Below are 21,064 nucleotides of genomic sequence, written 5' to 3'. Positions count from 1 at the left end.
CCGGGTCGGAAAAGGTGAGCGGGCGGATGCCGAAAGCGTTTCTGACACGCAAATCCCAAATTATGCCCGTACCGGTGCTGATATTCCCAGCAAGCTGCGTCAGATGTGTCTTATAAGGCAATCGTATCGTCGGCGCATTGAATCGATTGGTTCTTCATGCGGCGCTTTGCCCGCGCGGTTTCCACCATGCAATAGACGACCGGGATGACAAACAGCGTCAATACGGTCGACGCGATCGTCCCAAACATCATGGAAATGGCCAATCCCTGAAAAATCGGGTCAAACAGGATCACGAACGCCCCCACCACCACGGCCGCCGCCGTCAATACAATCGGTCTTGCCCGGACGATCCCCGCTTCGATCACCGCGTTTGTCAGGGTTTGCCCCTCATCCCTGCGCCGTTTCGCAAATTCCACCAACAGGATCGAGTTCCGCACGATGATCCCCGCCAGCGCAATCACCCCGATCATCGACGTGGCGGTAAAGAAGGCGCCAAACATCCAATGCCCCGGAACGACCCCAATCAGCGTCAGCGGAATCGGGGACATGATGATGATCGGCGTGATGAACGACTGGAACCAGCCGACGACCAACAGGTACATGACAACCAGCGCCACCGCAAACGCGATCCCCAGATCGCGGAACACTTCGTACGTGATTTGCCATTCCCCGTCCCACTTCATTTTGATCCCGTCTTCCAACCAGGGCTGGTGTGTCAGGTACTGTTCCACTTTCACGCCGCTTGGCGTTTTCAATCCGGCGATTCTGTCCCACATGTCGGCAATCGAGTACCCGGGGCTTTCCTGCCCCCCGGCCACGTCTCCCACTACGTAAACCACCTGTTGCAGATTTTTCCGGTCGCGGGATTTCTCGGCCACCCCTTCCTCAAGCGACGCAATTTCGCCAAGAGGAACCAGTTTGCCGCCAGGCGCGGGAATTTGAATGCTTTTCAGGCTGTCGATGCTGGAACGTTCGCCCCGTGCAGGCTGTACCTTGATCACAACCGGCTCCAGTTCGTGCGGCGGGTGAAGCAGTCCGACTTTCGCCCCGTTCAGCATCATTTGCAGGGTTTCCACCACCTGCTGGTCGGTGATCCCGTTCAGCCGGGCTTTTTCATTCATGACAAACCGGAATTCCGGCTGATCTTCTTCCATCATGATATCGACATCGACGACACCCGGCGTTTCCCGGAAGATCTGTTCCGCCTTTTTCGCCACTTCCATCTGTTCTTCCCGGTTGTTGCCGTAGATTTCCAGAACCAGAGTGGAGAGCACGGGCGGTCCCGGCGGAACTTCCACCACTTTTGCGTTTGCCTTGTATTTCTCCGCTATCGCCTGAACTTCCGGCCGGATTCGCTTGGCAATGTCGTGGCTCTGGTCTTCCCGGTGATGTTTTCCTGCCAGATTCACCTGAATGTCCGCCACGTTGGGCCCTTGCCGGAGAAAATAGTGGCGCACCAGTCCATTAAAGTTAAAAGGCGCGGAAGTGCCGATATACATTTGGTAATCGGTCACTTCGTTGACGGTGGCAAGGTAATCGCCGATCGCTTTGGTGGCGGATGCCGTCTCTTCCAAAGTGCTGCCTTCCGGCATATCGATCACAATCTGAAATTCGCTTTTGTTGTCAAACGGCATCATTTTCATCGGCACCGCTTTGGTGTAAAAAAGAGACATCGAACCGAGCAGCAAGACGACTACTCCCAGCAGAAAACCGTAGCGTTTTTTCTTTTCGTAGAGCATGGCAGAGATGACTCTTGCGTACCATCTCGCCAAACGGTGCGATTTTCCCGCCATCGCGTCGTTTGCCGAAATCCGTTGTTCGGCAGGCGCCGGTTCCTTATGGCCGTCCTTTTTCAGGAAACGGTACGCAAACCAAGGCGTCACGACAAACGCGACAAGCAGCGAAAAGAACATGGCCACCGACGCGTTGATCGGAATCGGCGACATATACGGCCCCATCAGTCCGCCGACAAAGGCCATCGGCATCAGTGTCGAGATGACGGTAAAGGTAGCCAGGATGGTCGGATTTCCCACCTCGTCAACCGCCTTTACGGCAGCTTCCAGCGGAGGCAGTTTCCCAACCGTAAACCAGCGGTGGATATTCTCCACGACAACGATCGCGTCGTCCACCAGGATCCCGATGGCAAAAATCAGCGCAAACAGTGTGACCCGGTTGAGCGTGTAGCCGTACATGTAGCTCAAAAAGAGCGCCAGTGCCAGCGTGACGGGAACGGCAATCCCCACGACAAACGCTTCCCGGGTTCCCAACGCCACCCCGATCAGAAGAGTTACGGAAATCGTTGCGATCAGCAGATGTTCCATCAACTCATTCGATTTTTCTTTGGCGGTGTCCCCGTAATTGCGGGTAACTGTTACCTGCACGTCTTCCGGAATCACTTTCCCCTTCAGGTCATGAATCTTCTTTATGACATCGTCCGCAATCCAGACCGCGTTGCTGCCCGGTTTTTTGGAGATGGCGATGGTGACCGCCGGAAAAATTCTCCCAGCCTGTTGCTCAATTCCTTTTTCTTTCGCCTGTACCCCGGCTCCGAACAGCACGTACTGATCGACTTCACCGGGGCCGTCCAACACCTTGGCGACATCTTTCAGAAACACGGGCCGGTCTTTATACACGCCGACAACCAGTTTTTCCACTTCTTCCGCATACAGCAGGTAAGTGCCCGCTTTTACTTTAAACTGCTCGTTATTGCGGGCAAATTCTCCCGCCGGCGCGGAAATGTTCGATTCCTGCAGGGTCTTGGCCACCGCCAGCGGCGAAATCCCGTACGCCGACAGCCGGTTCGGGTCGATTTCCACCCGCACCTGCCGCTCCCTGCCGCCAATCAATTGCGTCTTCGACACATTCTGGATCTTCGTGATTTCGTCATTGACCACGGCGGCAATCCGGCGCAAGGCATAATCATCCAGATTCCCGCTCCACAGGGTCAGCGATACGATCGGCACATCGTCAATCGTCATCGGTTTTACCAGCGGATTCATCACTCCGGGCGGCATCTGGTCCATGTTGGACATCAGCTTATTGTATAAACGGACGACTGCCTGATCCAGATCAGTGCCCACATAAAACCGCGCCGTGATCATCGCCATTCCCGGCCGGGAAGTGGTATAGATATATTCCACTCCATCGATTTCCCATAATTTCTTCTCCAAAATTTTGCTGACGCGATCCTCGACGTCTACCGCCGTCGCACCCGGATAGGGAATAAAAACGTCGATCATCGGAACGGAAATTTGCGGTTCTTCCTCCCGCGGCGTATTCACGACCGCGAAGAATCCGAGCAGCAAAACGGCAATCACCAGGAGCGGCGTCAATTTGGAATCAATGAATGCTTTTGCGATCCTTCCGGACAATCCCAATTTATTGTTCATCAGTCGCTCACCACCTCAGAGCCGTCCGCCACTCTGTCGGTTCCCTCGACGACAATCCGTTCCCCAGCCGCCAAACCGCTTAGCACTTCCACCTTGCCGTCACGTTCCCGGCCGAGGGAGACATAGCGAAGGTGTGCCCGGTTCCGCTCATCCAGCACAAAGACGCCGGTAAACTGCGACCAGCGAACCACCGCCGTTTGCGGAATATACGTGGCTTTCACCTCGCCTGTGGAAAAAACGGCTTTGCCAAACATGCCGGGTTTGACGTCCGGCTCATCGGGAATCGCCGCTTTTACGTTAAACGTGCGGCTTGCCGGGTCGATTCGCGGTGTGATTTCCGTCACTTTGCCGATAAGATTTTTGTCAAGGGCATCGATATGCAGCTTGACTTCATCGCCCAATTTGATTGACTTTGCCATTCGTTCGTCGACATAGACCTGCAGCGAATACGGGCCTTTCTCAAGCGCGATCAAAGGCATGCCCGGCGACGCCATATCTCCCTGATCGACGATCTTGCGGGTGACGACTCCATCGAAAGGCGCGCGAACCGTCGCATCGTTCAAATTCACGGCCGTCGCCTCGTAAGCGGCCACCGCTTTGTTGTAATTGGCCAGTATCTCGCCCTTTTGCGCCTGTGCGACTTTCAGTCCCGCTTCCGTTTGTTCCAGTTGCGCTTTTGCCGCCAGGTACTCGGTTTCCGCATTGTCGTAATCCTGCTTGCTGGCGGCGCCGTTTTGATACAAACTTTTGACCCGGTTATATGTAGCTTCCGCATTCTGAAACCGAGCCTTGGCCAACTCCACCCCCGCCTCCGCCTGTTTGATCGCCTCTTCAATCCTGCCTTGCGCAGCTTCGGCTTCCTGGATTCCGGCCCGGGCCTGGCTCGTATAGGCGCTTACCTGTGACGGATCAAGCAGAATCAGCGGGTCCCCCTGTTTTACCCGATCGCCTTCCGACACCAGGATTTGCCTTACGGATGCCATGATCTTGCTTGAAACTTTCGCCTCCTTATCCGAGACAACCGTCCCCGGTACCGTGACTCCCATGTCGGAGGCCGTATCCTCCACCCTCATCACTTTCACGTTGGAAACCTTTGCACGGTTCGGTTCGGTTTTTCCGGGTTCCACTTTCTCCTTGAAAAACCCGCCGAGAACCAGGATGAAAATTCCGACCGGCAGGACCAGAAACAGTGTGATTTTCAGCCACGGCTTCATGATGGACCTCCTTCTCAAAAATCGCTTCCAAAATACCCCATGGGGTAATATTATGTGCGCAACCATCCTTTGTCAATAAGATCATTTTTTTATGTAATGCGTATTACAAATTCAAGCGGAAGCGGACACTGCCCCATTTTTGATCCCGTCTTTCGGCAGCCGGATTCCGAGCAGCCAACCAAGGACGGGAATTGCCAACAGCAGTTGAATCAAGACGGAGATCCCGACAATGTTTGCGAAATAGCCCATCACGGCGGCTCCGACGCCCCCGGCCCCAATCGCAAATCCGATCATCAGTCCGGATACCATCCCCACCTTGCCCGGCGCCAGCTCTTGCGCATAGACGACCGACACGGCAAAGCTGCACAAGCTGATAAACCCGACCAGAAATACGTTGACCAATGCCCAAAATCCGGTTAAGTACGGAAGCAGAACCATAAACGGAAGCGAACCGGCCATCGAAAAAATCAGCACATTCTTTTTGCCGAAACGATCTCCCAGAGGCCCTCCGAAAAACGTCCCGATCGCTCCCGCCAACAAAAACACAAACAGATAATACTCCGCCATCTCTTTGCTCATCCCCGTTTCATTGATGTAATACAGGGGAAGGAAGCTGGAGATGCCGCTGTGAATCCAGGACCGCAGGCTGACGACTCCCACAAGCATGGCCAGTGCGCCGTATTGATCTTGACCCGCCGGAACCGCCCTCGCCTTTTTGCGATTCCCCGTCCAGCTCTTGTACCACCGCGCGACAACCGTCAGCGCTGCGATGCTGAACAGCGCGGGCACCAGCAGCCAATAAGCACCCTTGAGCCCAAACGGCAGAAACAGGAGCGGAATCATCAGAGGTCCCACGGCCTGCCCGGCGTTGCCGCCCACCTGAAAAATCGATTGGGCCAATCCCTTTCTCGGCCCGGCAGCCAAATGGGCAACCCGTGAACCTTCCGGATGAAAAGTGGCGGAACCGAGTCCGATCAATATCACCATCAGCAAAATGTCCGCAAAACTGTCGGACAGTCCAATGCCGGACAGCCCAAGCCCGGCGAACAGGGCCGCCAACGGCAGCAACCACGGAAGCGGTTTTTTGTCCGTCAGATATCCCAATACCGGCTGGAAAAAGGAAGCGGTGATATTGGCGACCATCACGACAATACCCAATTGGGCATAGTTGAGCGCAAGGTGCTCATGCAAAACCGGAAGCATCGCCGGAACGATCGATGTCAGCAAATCCTGCAAAAAATGAGCCGCGCATACGAAATAAAGAATCTTGTACTGAGTTGCCGACTGCTGTTGCAGCATTTCCATGCCAGCATGCCTCCTCCCCAATCCTTTGCCACCTACCGCAATCGCCGCGATCCCTGGCATCGGCCGCGCAACCCGGATGCCAGGGATCGAACCCGTCTTTGGCTTTAAATCAGCGGTCTTGGCGAAACGACGATGCCGTCCTCATCCGCATAAACATAATGTCCCGGCGTCCATTCCACGCCGCCAAACCGCAACACGATATCCCTTGAACCTTTTCCTTCTTTCTTGCTCTTTAAAGGCATGCTGCCCAATGCCATGACTCCCAGCGGCAATTCCGCGATGTCAGCCACGTCGCGGGCGCATCCGTGAATGATCACTCCGGCCAGACCGCGAGATACCGCCAGGGCGGCCAATTGGTCCCCCAACAGCGCACACCGTCTGGAACCGCCGCCGTCAACAACCAGCACGGTTCCGGGCTCCACCGTTTCGATTGCCTGGCGGACCAGCACATTGTCATTCAGTACGTGCACCGTGGCAATCGGGCCGGAAAACCGCTTTTTCCCTCCATAAGAGACCATCGGTATTTCGCAAATTTGCAGCTCTTCATGAAATTGATCGCACAAATCGGCAGTTTTGAAATTCATTTTCGCTTCTCTCCTTGACTTTTTTCTACCAGTTTACCACTTCTTGCGGCTTCGTTGGCAACTTTGTGCACACTTGGCCGGATTCCGTCACCCCCGCTGTCGCAAAATGGACCGCTGCCTAGGGCTCCGGTCCAATCCCATCGCCAGCTCCCCCAATATGATAAAGCAGATTGCAACAAGGAGGAGAGTGGAATGGCCGCACAAATCGGCACTGCGACAAACAGAAGAACGTCCTTGACGACACAGCGCAGAATTCGGCAAACTGCCCGCAATTTGATCGGCAACATTGTGGTAGTTCGTACTTTTGTGGGGAATTTTACAGGTTGCCTGCTCAGCGTCGGACTTACATCGATCCGTCTCCGGGTCTTCAGCGGAATTGACAGGCGGTTTGTAATCATTCGAATTCCGATTGGGCTCATCTTTGATATCTTCCGTTTTCCCTGCCCGTAGCGCGTTTCATCGCTCATTCCACCAACCCGAGTTCCTGATAGTCCCGTTGGCCGACAACGCCGTCCACAGGCAATCCGCTGGCTTTTTCAAACGCTTTCAACGCTTGTTCCGTAGCCACGCCAAACCGGCCGTCGCATTTTCCTTTGTAAAAACCCGCGCTGCGCAGTCGGCTCTGAACCAGTTGCACATCGGCCCCACTGTCCCCAGCCGCCAACCGCCGCGGGTCGAGAGCCGGCTCCCGCAGAGGATGCCCGAGCACGGAGACACGGGTTCCGATGCTCACCCAATCGTATAATTCCTCGACGTCCCGGTTAAACATGTGCACGCAACCGTGGCTGGCGTCGTGTCCGATCGACCCCGGCCGGTTCGTGCCGTGGATGCCATAGACACCCCAGGACACATTCAATCCGATCCAGCGCGTGCCAAAACCGGAACCCCAATTCTTGTATTTGTTGATCACTTTCCATTCCCCGACCGGCGTCGGTGTTGCCGGCCTGCCCAAAGCGATCGGATATTTTTTATATGTAACCCCGTTTACCAGCACAGTCAGCTGATTGCGCAGCGGATCGATCTGCAGGGAAATTTCTCCCTCCGGCGGCAAAGAATTGGCCAAGGTCCCGGCAGATGCGAGGCAGACAGATACGGCGACAAATAAAACAAGGAAACCAACGGTAATTTTTTTGATCGGGTTCACTATTCTCACCTGTTGAAAACTAAATTTCGGCTTCCGTACAGAAGCCGGAAAAAGCCACAGTTGTTGCAAACCCGACTGTGGCTTTTCACGGATCGATCCTTTTACGCGTACGCCTCCTCCAGACTTTTGGCGGCCGGAATTTGCCCGACGATTTTCACGGGCGTGATTTCTTTCCGCATTTCACGGATGTGATCGCTTACCCGGTTGGAAAGAAACTCGTTCAAGAGTTGTTCGTAGACTGTGATTTGATCGGCTCGCAACGAATTGATCTGCTCTTCGATTCTTTTCAGCAATTCTTCGCCTCTTGCGCTTGCGGTCTTCTGGGCGGCGGTTTGTGCCCGGTTCGCCTGCGATTCCCATTCGAGCACCTTGGCGCTGATCGCTTGCCATTCTTCCTGAAGCTGTTGAAAACTCCGCTTCAACGCGGCAAGCTCCTGTTGGAAGTCCGCCGGTTCGCTTCTGAACACTGGCATGGTTCCGTACGGCCACTGTCCCCAAGCATAATACATGTTGAACACTCCTCCCAATATTAAGTAAATTCACCGGATACATGAATACTGTATTGGGATGGAGATGTCCCATGTTCTTTGTCCGTGCGGAAATGGGCGCTTACCCTCTGGGCCGGAACACGACGGCTCCCAGAAAACCGAATACGATGGCGGCTGACACCCCGGCGCTTGTCACCTCAAAAATCCCGGTCAAAATCCCGATCAAACCGTGCTGTTGCGCTTCCTGCATCGCCCCGTGCACGAGGGCGTTGCCGAAACTGGTGATCGGAACCGACGCACCCGCTCCGGCAAACCGGATCAATGGGTCGTAAAGGCCGAGCCCGTCCAATATCGCCCCCGCCACCACCAGCACAGACATGGTGTGGGCAGGGGTCAGTTTCACGACATCCATCAAAAATTGGCCGATCAGACAAATGAATCCTCCGACTAAAAACGCCCACAAAAAAATCACGCCAAACCCTCCTTCACTCCGCTTCGATCGAAACGGCATGCGCGATACAGGGAATGCTTTCACCCTGTTGGTACGAAATCGGCGAAAGCAGAGCGCCTGTCGCAACCACCAGAATGCGCTTCAATTCCCCTTCCCGCATGCGGCGGAACAAATGGCCGTATGTAACGGCCGCCGAACACCCGCATCCGCTTCCCCCCGACCAAACGTCGGGATTGTCCCCGTAAATCATGATTCCGCAGTCCTGGTACCGGTCCAATGGAATCTCAATCCGGTGCTTCTGCAGGAGTTCGCATAAAATGCCATGCCCGACCCGTCCCAAATCGCCCGTCACAACGAGATCGTAATAGTCGTCCGGCAGCTGCCGTTCCCGCAAGTGAGTCTCGATGGTGTTGAAAGCGGCGGGCGCCATTGCCGCCCCCATATTGAAAGGATCCTTGATTCCCATATCGACCACCCGGCCAATCGTCGCAGAGGTTACGCGCAAGCCGTCGCCTTTTCCGGAGACCACCGCCGCGCCGGCCGCCGTGACGGTCCACTGCGCGGTCGGCGGTTTCTGCGAACCGTATTCGGTCGGATACCGGTATTGTTTTTCCGCCGTTGCATTGTGGCTGCACGTCGCAGTCAGCACATAATCGGCCGACTGGCTGTCGGCGATCAAAGCGGCCACCGCCAGACTTTCCATGGAAGTGGAACAAGCGCCAAACATGCCGATAAAAGGGATGGTCAAGGTGCGTGCCCCGAAACTCGACGAAATGATCTGGTTCAGCAGATCCCCGGCCAGCATGAAATTGATCCGCTCTTTCGTGAGTCCCGCTTTTTCGATCGCTTTGTCGCACGCTTCTTCCAGGAGCACTCTCTCCGCTTTTTCCCAACTGTCCTGGCCGAGCGTCAGATCGCCGTGCAGGGTATCGAAATCCTTGGCAAGCGGCCCGTTCGCTTCAAAGGGGCCGCCGATGGCAGCCGACGACAAGATCGCCGGTTTGTTCGGAAACACCCAGGTTTGGTGCCCTTGCAACATCTTTTACCCCCCCATCCGGATCAGCGTCTTGATCAGCCCGATGAAAAAAGCGGAGACAACGCCAAATACGATGACGGACCCGGCCAACTTGAACATGTTGCCGCCGACTCCCAACACAAACCCTTCGCTCTTGTGTTCGAGTGCCGCCGAAGCGATGGAATTGGCAAATCCGGTCACGGGAACCGCCGTTCCGGCACCCGCCCACTGCGCGATCCGGTCATAAACGCCAAATCCCGTCAAGAGAACCGACAGCAAGATCAGTACGGCAACAGTCGGATTGCTGGCCGTTTTTTCGGTGAATCCGAAATAACGGACAAACATCTCCTGCAGCGCTTGGCCGATCACACAGATCAAGCCGCCAACCACAAAAGCCCGCGTGAGGTTTTGCAGCAACGGCCGGGGCGGTTCGTGGCTTTTCGCCACTTCTTGGTAACGCCGCTGGGTCAGGGTCAGCTTTTTCAGCTTTTGGTTCGCCAATTTTGTTTCACCCTCCTGACAATTTCTTCTTGTTATCGGGTCATCAAGGGCGTGACTTGCTCCACCACCCGTTGCAGCCGTTTCGCCTCATTCTCATAGAGCTTCTTGATGTCCGAATCCTCTGTCGACAACGCGTAGATTTCCAAATCCGCCTGGCATTTCTTGAGAGTGGCATAAGTCAATTGCATCGTCTGCGGCTTCGGTACCTGAATTTTATCGTCGTACAAGTCGAGATACAGTTGGCCATTGCTGTCGACCTGCCCCAGAAACACATTCTCCAACGCCACTCCGGCCTTTTCCAGTTCCGTCTGCAGCCATTGCCGGTTGAACCCGATGGTCGCCAGCGGCTCGTCCATGATCGCCCCGTCCATAATGACCGCCTGCGGTTCCTTGTCCGGTGCGACTTTCAGTCCGAAGTGCTTGGGAGTCAGTGGCTGATTTTCTGATTTCAACAAGACGCTGACCGAGCCGTTCGGCTCCATCACCGCAAATTCGACGTCGGCCGCCTTGAACGCGTTTTTTAACCGAAGCTCTGCCATCAGTTCCTCAGTCGTCATTCGCACTTTCTGCAGATTGTCTTCGAGAATCTTGCCGTCCTTGATCAGCACGGTTGCGTTTCCGTCCACAATGTTGCGGATGGCCTTGCTCTTTAACTGCAGCCACCCGGTCAGTACCGGAAACAGCCCGCAAACCGTCATGGCGATCAACCCGTAAATGATCGGTCCGTCAAGATCGGTGGCGATGACGGCCGCGACCGATCCGATGGTGATCCCGATAATGTATTCGAAAAACGTAATCTGCGAGAGTTGCCGTTTGCCGATCCATTTTGTCAACAAAAACAGGTAAAGAATCGCAACAACCGAACGAACGATTATATTAAGCCACTCGGGCATAACTCCTCCTCCTCATAAAAGGGGGTGGGAGAGGATTCCTCTCCCCGGAAAACTTGAACCAACAACGGCTTAAAAACCTTTGTATTGCGGTTCCTGCTTCTCCATTTCGGTGACTCGCTGCTCCAAAGTATTGACAATCGCTTGCGTGTTTTGGGCCGCTTGTGTGTAGATTTGCTTTGCATTTTTGTCCTGCGTGTTGATGGCAAACGTTTCCAGGCTCGCCTGTGCGCTTTTCAGGGCCGCCAAAGTCTGTTTGACTTGCGACGCAACCGTCATTCCTGATCACCCCCTTGACGAAATATAGCATCAGCCAAAAAATGCAGCTTATTCGTGCTGGCGGAAGAATATTTGAAGAATGTTTTTGTAAGGAATAAAAATGAAAAAGCCCCTTTTGGTGGTTGATTTGCCAAAAAGGGCCTATCGCCGCCGGAGGCTGGTTCGCCCGTCAGTCTTTGTCACGGGCCAGCCGCGGGAACAAAATGTTATTTTCCAGGTGAATATGTTGGAACAGGTCCGATTCCAATTCCTCCAACTTTTGAAAGGTCAGCGTGTATGTCCTGCAAGCTCCCGCCGGCAACCGGTAGTGATCCGTAACGTGTCTCATCTCCCTCAAGAGATCGCCCGCCGCGCTGTGTTCGCTTTCCAGTTCGGCGACGGCGCGGCTCGTTTTTTCTAAAAGCTCTGGTGACGGGTTGGTTTCATACTGTTTAAGCAACGGGAAAATAACCTCTTCTTCCTTGATCAAATGTTGCTCCAATTCCATTTTCAGACTGTGGAACAGCTTGTGCAGCTTGGACAGCACCTCGCCGTGCGCCGGTCCGTGAACCCTCAGGATTTTGGTGACAAACTCGCTCAACAACGGGAGCTCCTTTTGCAGATAGACATGATGCGTGCCGACGATATGATCGATCAAGTCGCTGTTTGATGCCGTCCTCCAATCGATGTCCCCGTTCATGGACTTCGCCGTTTCGCTGTAAAGTTGGTTCAATTTTCCCAACACTTCGGCCTCATCGAGATTTTGCCGGCGGATCGCCTCGGACAAAGGTCTGTTTCCGCCGCAGCAAAAGTCAATCTTGTATTCCTTGAAAACGTTGCTTGCTTTTGGGAAATTTGCCACAATCTCGCCGATTTTTTCGGAGCCGTTGAATACCGGTTGCATCTCCTGGTCCCCCCTGCTCAAATCCCGCGATAGAACTGCACGATAAAATGATCCGGTTCCACCTGTTCCACTTTGTGCTTAAAACCTTTGGCCGCCATCAGCCGCAGCAGCGGAACGGGTTCAAAAGTCGCATGCAGTTGAAAAATATCGCTTTCCTTAAGAGTTTCAACTTTCTGCATAATCACTTCAAACGGGTCCTGTTTGGCCCGCAACATCTCCCTCACATCGAGTTCAACCAGATTGCCCTCCATGTTTCGCCCTCCATTCAGCTTTTCCGTCCCTCCAATTTCAAGTTTAACGTTCCAGCCGCAAGATGCTGTGCCATAAATCACAGCCGCCGGCTTTTTTCTCGGATTTTTATACAATCTTCACCGGTCAATATTTAAACTCTTCAACCTCATTTTGGCACATCAATTCCGCCTGTTTCAAAACCGTTTCAATCGCCGACTTTTCCAGATCCGGCGGATAGCCGTACTTTTTGCGCAACCGCTTGACCGTAATGCGCATCTGGACACGGACGCTTTCGCGAAGAGTCCAGTCCACCCGGATATTGTTTTTGATCGCCTGTGTCAGTTCATGGGCAATCTGCTTGAGTACCACATCGCCCATCAAATCTTTGGCCGACTCATTGGCTGCCAGGGCGTCGTAAAAAGCGGCTTCCTCCCGCACCAATCCCAGGTCCTCACCACGCTTGACCGCTTCCTCAAGCATCGCGGAGAATTTTTTGGACTGGATATAGTTGGTCCTTGAAACGGCTTTCACTTTCCCCTGCAGCAACCGTTTCAACAGCTCGACCGCCAGGTTTTTCTGCTTGAGCCCACGCACATGTTCCAGAAATTCATCCGACAAAATGGCGATGTTCGGTTTGCGCAACCCGACCGCTTCCAGAATGTCCACCACTTGATCGGAAATTACCGATTTGGAAATCAGTTGGTTTAACTGGGCGTTCAGTTCACTGGTGGTTTTCTTTTTGTTTTCGGTGGTGATGATTTTGACAATGCCCGATTTGACCGCCTTGAAAAATCCGATTTCAAGACTTGCTTGCCGGGCTGTTTCAGTGGTGGCGCACAGGGCAAACGCGTGCGACAACTCTGTCGCATAGTTCAGAAAATTCCGCTTGCTTTCCTCGCCCAAACCCAGTACACGGTCCACCGTCTCGACGACTGCTTTCATCCGTTCCGATGCTTTGTCGGAACGGTGCTTGCTGTAGTCATGGCCGTGCAGCAATTCCCGGATCAACTGCAGCCTTTCGAGCATCAAATCGACCGCCTGGCCGGTGTCGATGCCTGCGGTTTTGCGGTCGCTTTCCGTATATTGCTGCAACGCCGATTTGAGCGAGTCGGCGATCCCAATGTAATCGACCACCAGACCGCCCGGTTTTGTCACGGAAGACACGGTTGACGCGGGCGATCGCCTGCATCAGGTTGTGGCCTTTCATCGGTTTGTCGACATACAAGGTGTGCATGCATGGCACATCGAAACCGGTCAGCCACATGTCCCGCACAATCACGATTTGCAGCGGGTCGTTGACATCTTTCATCCGCTTTGCCAAAAATTCGCGCCGGCGTTTGCTGCCAATATGCGGCTGCCATGGTTCCGGGTCGCTGGAACTGCCAGTCATCACGATTTTGATTTTGCCCTGATTGTCATCGTCACTGTGCCAATCAGGCCGCAGCTCAACAATCGCGTTATAGAGATCGACCGCGATCCGGCGGGACATGACGACGACCATGGCCTTGCCAAACATCGCTTGCTGCCGCTGTTCAAAATGCTCGACAATGTCCCTGGCAATCTGTTTGACCCGTTTTTCCGCACCGGCCAGCGCCTCGAGCCGGGCCCATTTCGATTTTAGGCGTTCTTTCTGGGTATATTCCTGATACTCGGTAATTTCCTCATATTCTTCGTCGATCACGGGCCGCTCCGACTCCGCCAGTTCCAGCCGCGCAATCCGGCTTTCGTAGTAGATTTTGACGGTTGTCCCGTCTTCCACGACGCGGGTCATGTCGTAAATGTCAATATAATCACCAAACACCGCCGACGTGTTTTTGTCCGCCAGTTCTACAGGCGTTCCAGTGAAGCCGATAAAGGATGCGTTCGGCAAAGCATCCCGCATGTATTTGGCATAGCCGTATTTGACTTGGGCTTCCTCAACCCTTTGTGACGATCTCCGCTGCAAAGCCATACTGGCTGCGGTGGGCTTCATCGGCGATCACAATCACGTTTCGGCGGTCCGTGAGAACCGGGAATGTGTCTTCCTCGCGAGCAGGAACAAATTTGTGGATCGTGGTAAAAATAATCCCGCCGGACTCGACCGACAGCAGCTCCCGCAAATGTTTGCGATCATTGGCCTGTTTCGGTGTTTGCCGCAGCAAGTCTTTGCACTTGCTGAAGGTTACAAACAGCTGGTCGTCGAGGTCGTTGCGGTCGGTTACGACCACAATCGTCGGGTTATCCAGGGCAAGTACCAGCTTTCCGGCATAGAACACCATAGACAGGCTTTTTCCTGAGCCCTGGGTGTGCCAGATAACTCCGATTTTGTGGTCTCCATCCGCCTGAACGGCCCGTTCCGTGGACGCCAGCGCTTTGTTGGTCGCATGATACTGATGGTATCCTGCCAGGATTTTGATGATCTGATCACCGTCGGTCTGGAACAGGAGAAAGTGTTTGATGATGTCCAAGAACCGGCGTTTTTCAAACATCCCCTTAATAAGGACTTCCAACTGCGGCATGGTGGCGGGCGCAACGCCGTCGCCCTCAATCGTCCGCCACATCATAAACCGCTCTTCATCCGCCGTCAACGTGCCCGCGCGGGCGTTCACCCCGTCACTGATCACCAGAAACGAGTTGTAGGTGAAAAGGGAAGGAATCGTTTTTTTGTATGTCTGCAGCTGGTTATAGGCTTCGCTGATCCCCACTTCTTCGTTGGACGCACTTTTCAATTCCACCACGACCAACGGAATGCCGTTCACAAAGACGACGAGATCCGGCCGTTTTTCGCCGCTGTTCTCCATCACCGTAAACTGATTGACTACCAGAAAATCGTTGTTTTCCACCCGTTCCGGGTCCGTCTCAAAGACCCAAACCTTGCCGATACGGGTGTCCCCATCCGGAGTGCGGTATTCCACATCGATCCCATCGGTGATCATGCTGTGGAAGGCTTTGTTGTTAATGAGCAGACTCGGGCTTTGCGGCACTTCGATCTTGCGGATCGCTTCTTCGATCGCTTCCCTCGGCAGATGGTTGTTGATCCGCATCAAGGCATCCCGCAGCCGGTCTTTTAAAATCACTTCGTGATAATACCGACGCTCCGGATATTCCACTTCCGGCGAGATATCGGGACCGTATGCCTTTTCGTAATGAAGTTCCTCAAACCACTCCAGCGCCGCTTGTTCGAGATCGCTTTCCGTATAGGATGTGATATACATGGCGCACCTCTTTTGCTAATGACAAATAAACACACAAATTAACAAAGGGAAACAACCTTCCGAACAAAATGTTGCAAACTACCCGATCGGTTTCGCTTGAGATCGAGATGGGGAGCAATGGCCTCCGCCCATTCAAATTTTCGTCTCCCGACAACGGCGTATCCTTGTTTTTTCAGACCTGACGCTTTTTCCGAACAAACCGCGTTGGCCAATACTTCCCACGTATCACATATACTATCCTGGACATATTGTTCTAGCACGGACTTTTTTGCCTTGGGGTAGGCCGTCAGAACAGCTTCCGGGTCACCGAGCAGCCAGGCTTCGATTTCCTCGACCGCCAGACAGAATGCGGTTCTGGGAGCCGGTTCACACTGACGCAAGCATGCCACCAATTCTTGCTTGAAAGCTCGGCAATCGCGTTTGTCCGTATCCACAACCACAATCACAGCGTCATGTTTACTCAAACTTCGACCATAACCACGCAAACGTTGGGGGAGTGCGTCAAGCAAAATTCGTTTCCTGGGATCCGACTCCCGCGCAAGGTTTTGAGGCAGTTTTCCCACGCCTTTATAAGAATGGGTTCGAAACGAAAATTCTTTGTTGTAATCGAGTTTAATTTTTTCAAGCAAATGCCGAACAACGATTTCGCCAGATCGGTCTTCCACCAAAACTTCAAAATGCACTGCATTTACCCCCGGTCGAAGTACTCACTGTACCACAGGCTTCCAAGCGGAATACCTTCCTGCACCATACTCTGTACGATCGGATCGTCACTTGCTCTCCGGATCACAGAAAACCCGTCTTCTTGTTTCTCCAGGATCCATACCTCCTCCGGAGATAGCGCGTCGGCAAAATATGGACTATGGGTCGTTACAAAAATTTGCGTACCACTCTGCTTGTTATTAGCATGACGCCGGAATTCATGAGCAAGCGATTCAAGTAATTTATGATGAAGACCGTTTTCTGGCTCTTCAATACAAATAAACGGATGCGGGTCCGGATCCTCCAGAAGCAATAAATACGCGAAAAGTTTTAATGTCCCATCCGACATTTGCTGTGCAAAAAACGGATCCTGAAAGGCACGATCGTTAAATTGCAGCAAAAGCCGGTTATCGTCGGTCCGTTTGGTCGAAATCTTGTGGATACCAGGGATCTTTTCCGCGATCCTGCGCAGAATATCCTGGAATCGTTCCGCATACTCACGCTCCATGTATTGAACGACATTTCCCAAATTGTCGCCATGCATGTTCAAATGTTTCTGCGGACCGGCCATAGGAAGACTTCTTGCCGCATCCGGAGTAAAGTAACTTAAATACCAGCCTTCCAGAAAATCGCGAAAAGCCGCAATTCTCGGATGTTCTTTCAACACCCCAATCGTTGCGATCCCGAGATGACGGGTATCTGTCAATTCAATCGGAACTTTCTCGGAGACTTCTTCACCCAGGCTCATCCCTTTCCAGGCCTCACCTTTCCCGTTTTTCAAGTCAAGGAAAGAAAAGGGCTGGCCGACTGTTTGATTTTTTCTTCGCTGCCGCAATCGTTCCGATTTGACATAAGGCCGTTCCGATGCATCCAATGCAATCTCAAGCTCATATGTGATCGGCCGTTCGGTGGGGGAATTCCGATAGTAAAGTTCGAACCGTATGGACTCTTGAACGTCTTTGGAGATAATGTTGGCAAATCCCCCCCGCATCTTGGCATCGCAAGCCTCTTCTACCCCCATCTTCAAACAATCGGACAAAAAACCGAACGCATCAAATAATGTGCTTTTTCCCGATCCATTTCGACCGATCACCACGACAAGCCGCGTTAATGCTTCACTGGTTTTTCGATCGTTCCAGAGCCTGCCGATTTTTACGTCTTTCAGGATTCCATAGTTTTGAACCCGAAAGCCTTCCAACATTCCCATCCGGATCACCTCGCTTCGCAACGGTCCTATCTATAATTTATATTTTACCACAATTTTAATGTACTTATAATTCAACGTTTCACCCGAATTTCGAAAGTGACATAGCTTTAAATTGCTAAAAAAGTGCCCTATTCTTTGGTAGAATGGTGTTTGAGAGAACAACATCACCCAAAGAAAGGAGCACCTTTTAGGTGAAGTCTACCACAAATACCTCCCAAATCAAAACTGAATTTACCCTAAAGAACGCCACTTCCTACGCCGGTGGCAAGGTTGTCTTGGATTTCCTTGAGAAAATAAAGTTGGAAGCTGCCTTTCGACAACTCGACTGTGCCAAAGGCGGCAACTCCATCTTTCCTTTCTGGAAGATTCTTCTCTATCTTGTAGTCGGCTGGCTGTTCGGTTGTCAACGATTGTTCCACTTTCGTACCCTTCAAAACGACTCTCTCATCAAGCGATTCTTAGGTGGACGGTGTCCTCATCATTCCCTGCTTTACAAGGAACTGGGGCGACTTGCCGCCAAGAGTTCTTCGTTGAAATGGCAGCTTCGGCAGCTTACTCACCATGTCATAGCCCCTCATTTACCGGAATCTCTCATTCTGGATTTTGATTCAACCGTGGAGACGGTCTATGGAAACCAAGAAGGAGCAGAAATAGGAGTGAATCCACACAAACCCGGTCGAAAGAGCTACCATCCCCTTCTCGTGTTTGAAGGGCAATCCCGTTTTTGCTTAAATGGGGTGCTTCGTCCAGGTAATACGCACTCCTCTACCAATGCGATTGAGTTTGCCGAAGCCACACTACAGTTGCTTCCTTCCAATTCCAAAGTCAAATACGTCCGATTGGAGAGGCAGGGGAAGACGAGAGAAAAGAATCAAAAAAAAGAGCCGAGTCAGAATCCGAGTTTCTTCATCGGTCCGTCACAGCTATATTTTTGGATGTCAACCGTGATCTATGGAGGGTTCTTAAAGTTTACCCTGCACAGCAGGACAATTTCGAGACATCTTTATCAAATGTTAACGCCGCCAATTTCAAACCTTCTGCCATGGCTAAGTATGGGGCAAGACTTTCCCTTAAATCCTCTGCGGTTAAGCCGAATTTCACTGCCAATGTGCCTGCGTAAATGACATCCCCTGCATTTTCGGCAACCACATGCACTCCCAATACTTTCAACGTATGGGCATCTGCCACCAATTTGAACACACCGGTGGTTTCCCGATTCACGATCGCTCTTGGCACAGCATTTAGCGGCAGAACCGATGTTTTGACCTTATATCCCTTTTCCTTTGCCTGTTTTTCGGTTAACCCTACGGTGGCAATCGAAGGATTGGTAAAGGTTACACCTGGAACGACCTCCAGGTTTGCTTTTCGATTGGCTCCGCCAATGGCGTTATCTGCCGCAATTCCGCCTTCATACGCGGCAACATACACGAATTGCGGACCTAATGTAACATCTCCTGCAGCATAAACTCTCGGATTGTTCGTGCACAAATATTCGTCAACGACAACTTCCCCGCGGGAACCCGTCTGAACGCCCGCCGCTTCCAGATTAAGGGCTTCAGTATTGGGCTTTCGTCCCGTTGCAATAAGTAATTCATCCGCTTCAATCACCTTTTGTTTTCCGTTTACCGTTATATAGACTTTTTTGATATCTCCCTGTTGCTCCATTCGTTCGTATGTTACCCCCGTTACAAGGTTGATCCCTTGTTCGGTTAATGCCTGCTTGACCACCTCTGCAATTTCGGGATCATACTTGCGTAAAAAGGTATCTCCTCGTTGCAGTATGATTACTTCTGTTCCCAAATGGTTAAACAGAGTCCCCAATTCCAGCCCGATAAAACCCGCTCCAATCACGACAAGACGCTTGGGGAGCCTTTTTCGTTCCAGCAAGGTGGTGCTGGTTACATAGTCGACATCTTTTAATCCTGGAATATCAGGGATGTCGGGGGATGCTCCTGTCGCAATCAGAAAGCGTTTGGCGGTCAGTTGGCGACCGCTAACCTCCACCGTTTTCTCATCGATAAACTTTGCCTCGCCGTGGATCAGCTCAAAGCCATAATCATCAATCAAATCCTCATATTTTTGTTTTCGAAGTTGGCTGACCAGCTCGTTTTTTTGTTTGACTACCGATGCCAAATCGACATCACCTGCGGATGTATGTAATCCAATAAACGGGTTCGTTTTCGCCAGGTGATAAATCTTCCCCGCCCGCAGAAGTGTTTTCGATGGAACACAGCCGATATTGACACAAGTTCCTCCAACCGTTCCGCGTTCAATCATGGCAACTTTTGCCCCATATTCCACCGCTTGAATTGCCGAAGCGAAGGCCGCAGCTCCTGATCCGATGATCAGGTAATCGTAATCGCCTTCATCGCCTAATCTCATTTTTTGCTGTGGTTTGATTTCTTCAGCTTCTCCAGGCTGATATTTCGCTTCCTCAATCGCTTCTTGTGCTTTTTTCACATCCACGTCATCCGGGAGTTCAAATGTCGCCTCCCCATGACGGTAACTTGCCTTGATATGGACTGCTCCAATATTCTCCAATGCAGTGGCAATATGTTCTTCGCATCCCGTACACGTCATGCCTTGAACCTTTACGCGATATGTTTTCAAGTGAATTCCTCCTTTATTTCACGCCATAGTCCAAATCCGAAACCGCTTTTTCGAGCGTTGGTATATCCGTTTTTGACGGATCAAAGGAAACCATTACTTTGCCCGTACTTCCTTTCGTTTCCATGGTTACCCACTTGACACCCCCTACCCGTTTGATTGCAGTTTGAATCACAAACGGGCAACTGGCACAATACAACCCGGTCACTGTAAAGGTTGCCGTATGATTGCCTTCATGATGACTCTCCATGGTATTTTGCACCGCTTTTTCCTGGCTACACGCAGAAATCAGCAATACCATGGACAAAAACACGACACCGATGATCCGTCGATTCATCTGAAAGCCCCCTTCCTACAAATGCCCCTTTGCTTTTAAGGTGTAGATCAACATTCCGAAAACCCAAACGGTTGTAAACCATAATCCCATTTCCGCACTTTTCTTTCGGCATTTTCTCCCATATACCAGGTAAAACGAAAAACCAAGAAGTACGAAGGTGACAATCACTAAGGGAACCTTATATTTTGTTGCAAAAATAGCTAGGCTTCCGGCAATCCCTGTCAAACCAAGCGGAATCAAGATGATCGGTCCCAAACAACATCCAGCCATGACAAACGCCGAGAAGATGGTCGCAAGTTGTGATATTTTTTCCTTCATGATTCTTTCCCTTTCCCGGCACAACAAGTGCCGTTTTGCCCCCGAAACATTTTCCTCCATCCCATGTACAGAGATAAAGCGAATAACACAGCCAGGATGATCATCGTAACGGTCCGATATTGGGCGATATACGTACCGATTGCGGTTCCCGCCAGCAACGGAATCAGGAAAACCAAATGGCAGGGACAGGTTGCCACCGCAACAAGAAACCAGCCGACCCCTTTTAGTGTCTCTCCCATCATCATCACCTCTATTTTTCCATTATGTAGCCGCTCACGCTATTTGGCGATGAATTTCTCACCGCCATTGACGTGAGCGTTGTACC

19 protein-coding genes and 2 pseudogenes are annotated in these 21,064 nt (G+C 52.2%); 1 reads left to right on the top strand and 20 read right to left on the bottom strand.

Translation table 11 applies throughout. From position 1 onward, the window contains the following. Window positions 1-110 precede the first annotated feature (110 nt). The 16 genes and pseudogenes from AC4ED1_RS09495 to AC4ED1_RS09420 all read right to left on the bottom strand — a co-directional run bounded on the left by AC4ED1_RS09495 (window position 111) and on the right by AC4ED1_RS09420 (window position 17,471). Window positions 111-3,389, bottom strand: coding sequence for an efflux RND transporter permease subunit (locus tag AC4ED1_RS09495; protein ID WP_490937962.1), 3,279 nt, complete (start codon window positions 3,387-3,389; stop codon window positions 111-113). Continuing rightward, on the bottom strand, window positions 3,389-4,603 hold the full coding sequence (locus AC4ED1_RS09490; protein ID WP_490937960.1) for an efflux RND transporter periplasmic adaptor subunit: 1,215 nt from the start codon (window positions 4,601-4,603) through the stop codon (window positions 3,389-3,391). The genes AC4ED1_RS09495 and AC4ED1_RS09490 overlap by 1 nt, the downstream gene beginning before the upstream one ends. A gap of 111 nt (window positions 4,604-4,714) precedes the next feature. Further along, window positions 4,715-5,908 carry an MFS transporter gene (locus tag AC4ED1_RS09485; protein ID WP_490937958.1) on the bottom strand — a complete coding sequence of 398 codons (1,194 nt, stop codon included), beginning with the start codon at window positions 5,906-5,908 and terminating at the stop codon, window positions 4,715-4,717. Window positions 5,909-6,012: 104 nt separating this feature from the next. Beyond that, entirely contained in the window at window positions 6,013-6,492 is a 480-nt protein-coding gene (rraA, locus tag AC4ED1_RS09480; protein WP_490937956.1) for a ribonuclease E activity regulator RraA, read from the bottom strand. 463 nt (window positions 6,493-6,955) lie between these two features. Continuing rightward, a complete protein-coding gene (locus AC4ED1_RS09475) occupies window positions 6,956-7,636 on the bottom strand; it encodes a L,D-transpeptidase family protein (RefSeq protein ID WP_490937954.1) in 681 nt (226 codons plus the stop codon). A gap of 101 nt (window positions 7,637-7,737) precedes the next feature. Continuing rightward, window positions 7,738-8,145 carry a hypothetical protein gene (locus AC4ED1_RS09470; protein ID WP_490937952.1) on the bottom strand — a complete coding sequence of 136 codons (408 nt, stop codon included), beginning with the start codon at window positions 8,143-8,145 and terminating at the stop codon, window positions 7,738-7,740. A gap of 100 nt (window positions 8,146-8,245) precedes the next feature. Then, the gene (spoVAE, locus tag AC4ED1_RS09465; protein WP_490937950.1) at window positions 8,246-8,596 is read right to left on the bottom strand and encodes a stage V sporulation protein AE; all 351 of its coding nucleotides are present in this window, start codon (window positions 8,594-8,596) and stop codon (window positions 8,246-8,248) included. Between the two features lie 13 nt (window positions 8,597-8,609). Then, on the bottom strand, window positions 8,610-9,614 hold the full coding sequence (gene spoVAD / locus AC4ED1_RS09460; protein WP_490937948.1) for a stage V sporulation protein AD: 1,005 nt from the start codon (window positions 9,612-9,614) through the stop codon (window positions 8,610-8,612). Between the two features lie 3 nt (window positions 9,615-9,617). Further along, on the bottom strand, window positions 9,618-10,091 hold the full coding sequence (spoVAC, locus tag AC4ED1_RS09455; protein ID WP_490937946.1) for a stage V sporulation protein AC: 474 nt from the start codon (window positions 10,089-10,091) through the stop codon (window positions 9,618-9,620). Between the two features lie 32 nt (window positions 10,092-10,123). Further along, window positions 10,124-10,984 (bottom strand): DUF421 domain-containing protein, encoded by an 861-nt coding sequence (locus tag AC4ED1_RS09450; RefSeq protein ID WP_490937944.1) that lies wholly within the window; start codon window positions 10,982-10,984, stop codon window positions 10,124-10,126. Between the two features lie 69 nt (window positions 10,985-11,053). Next, window positions 11,054-11,260, bottom strand: a complete 207-nt coding sequence (locus AC4ED1_RS09445) for a DUF1657 domain-containing protein (protein ID WP_490937942.1) — start codon at window positions 11,258-11,260, stop codon at window positions 11,054-11,056. A 169-nt stretch (window positions 11,261-11,429) separates the two neighbouring features. Further along, a complete protein-coding gene (gene ric / locus AC4ED1_RS09440) occupies window positions 11,430-12,143 on the bottom strand; it encodes an iron-sulfur cluster repair di-iron protein (RefSeq protein WP_490937940.1) in 714 nt (237 codons plus the stop codon). Window positions 12,144-12,160: 17 nt separating this feature from the next. After that, complete coding sequence (locus AC4ED1_RS09435; protein ID WP_490937938.1) at window positions 12,161-12,394, bottom strand: DUF2249 domain-containing protein; 234 nt, start codon at window positions 12,392-12,394, stop codon at window positions 12,161-12,163. Window positions 12,395-12,518: 124 nt separating this feature from the next. Continuing rightward, window positions 12,519-15,568 (bottom strand): annotated as a pseudogene (locus AC4ED1_RS09430) (type I restriction endonuclease subunit R). A 38-nt stretch (window positions 15,569-15,606) separates the two neighbouring features. After that, on the bottom strand, window positions 15,607-16,251 hold the full coding sequence (locus AC4ED1_RS09425) for a DUF4276 family protein (RefSeq protein ID WP_490937936.1): 645 nt from the start codon (window positions 16,249-16,251) through the stop codon (window positions 15,607-15,609). 5 nt (window positions 16,252-16,256) lie between these two features. Continuing rightward, complete coding sequence (locus AC4ED1_RS09420) at window positions 16,257-17,471, bottom strand: AAA family ATPase (protein WP_490938136.1); 1,215 nt, start codon at window positions 17,469-17,471, stop codon at window positions 16,257-16,259. A gap of 197 nt (window positions 17,472-17,668) precedes the next feature. Between AC4ED1_RS09420 and AC4ED1_RS09415 the strand changes: the two are divergent. Continuing rightward, window positions 17,669-18,325: pseudogene (locus AC4ED1_RS09415) on the top strand (transposase); the annotation flags it as partial. Window positions 18,326-18,446: 121 nt separating this feature from the next. Here AC4ED1_RS09415 and merA read toward each other — a convergent pair. The 4 genes from merA to AC4ED1_RS09395 are packed head-to-tail and all read right to left on the bottom strand — an operon-like array spanning window position 18,447 to window position 20,978. Further along, a complete protein-coding gene (merA, locus tag AC4ED1_RS09410; protein ID WP_490937934.1) occupies window positions 18,447-20,087 on the bottom strand; it encodes a mercury(II) reductase in 1,641 nt (546 codons plus the stop codon). Between the two features lie 13 nt (window positions 20,088-20,100). Next, on the bottom strand, window positions 20,101-20,421 hold the full coding sequence (locus AC4ED1_RS09405; protein ID WP_490937932.1) for a heavy-metal-associated domain-containing protein: 321 nt from the start codon (window positions 20,419-20,421) through the stop codon (window positions 20,101-20,103). Window positions 20,422-20,436: 15 nt separating this feature from the next. After that, a complete protein-coding gene (merT, locus tag AC4ED1_RS09400) occupies window positions 20,437-20,739 on the bottom strand; it encodes a mercuric transport protein MerT (protein WP_490937930.1) in 303 nt (100 codons plus the stop codon). After that, the gene (locus AC4ED1_RS09395; protein ID WP_490937928.1) at window positions 20,736-20,978 is read right to left on the bottom strand and encodes a hypothetical protein; all 243 of its coding nucleotides are present in this window, start codon (window positions 20,976-20,978) and stop codon (window positions 20,736-20,738) included. Before AC4ED1_RS09395 ends, merT begins: the two co-directional genes overlap by 4 nt. Window positions 20,979-21,064 lie beyond the last annotated feature (86 nt).

This window comes from Effusibacillus sp. SKA8, assembly GCF_058273125.1.
The sequence above is the reverse complement of the archived record's forward strand: the minus strand, read 5'-3'. Positions and strand labels throughout refer to the sequence as shown.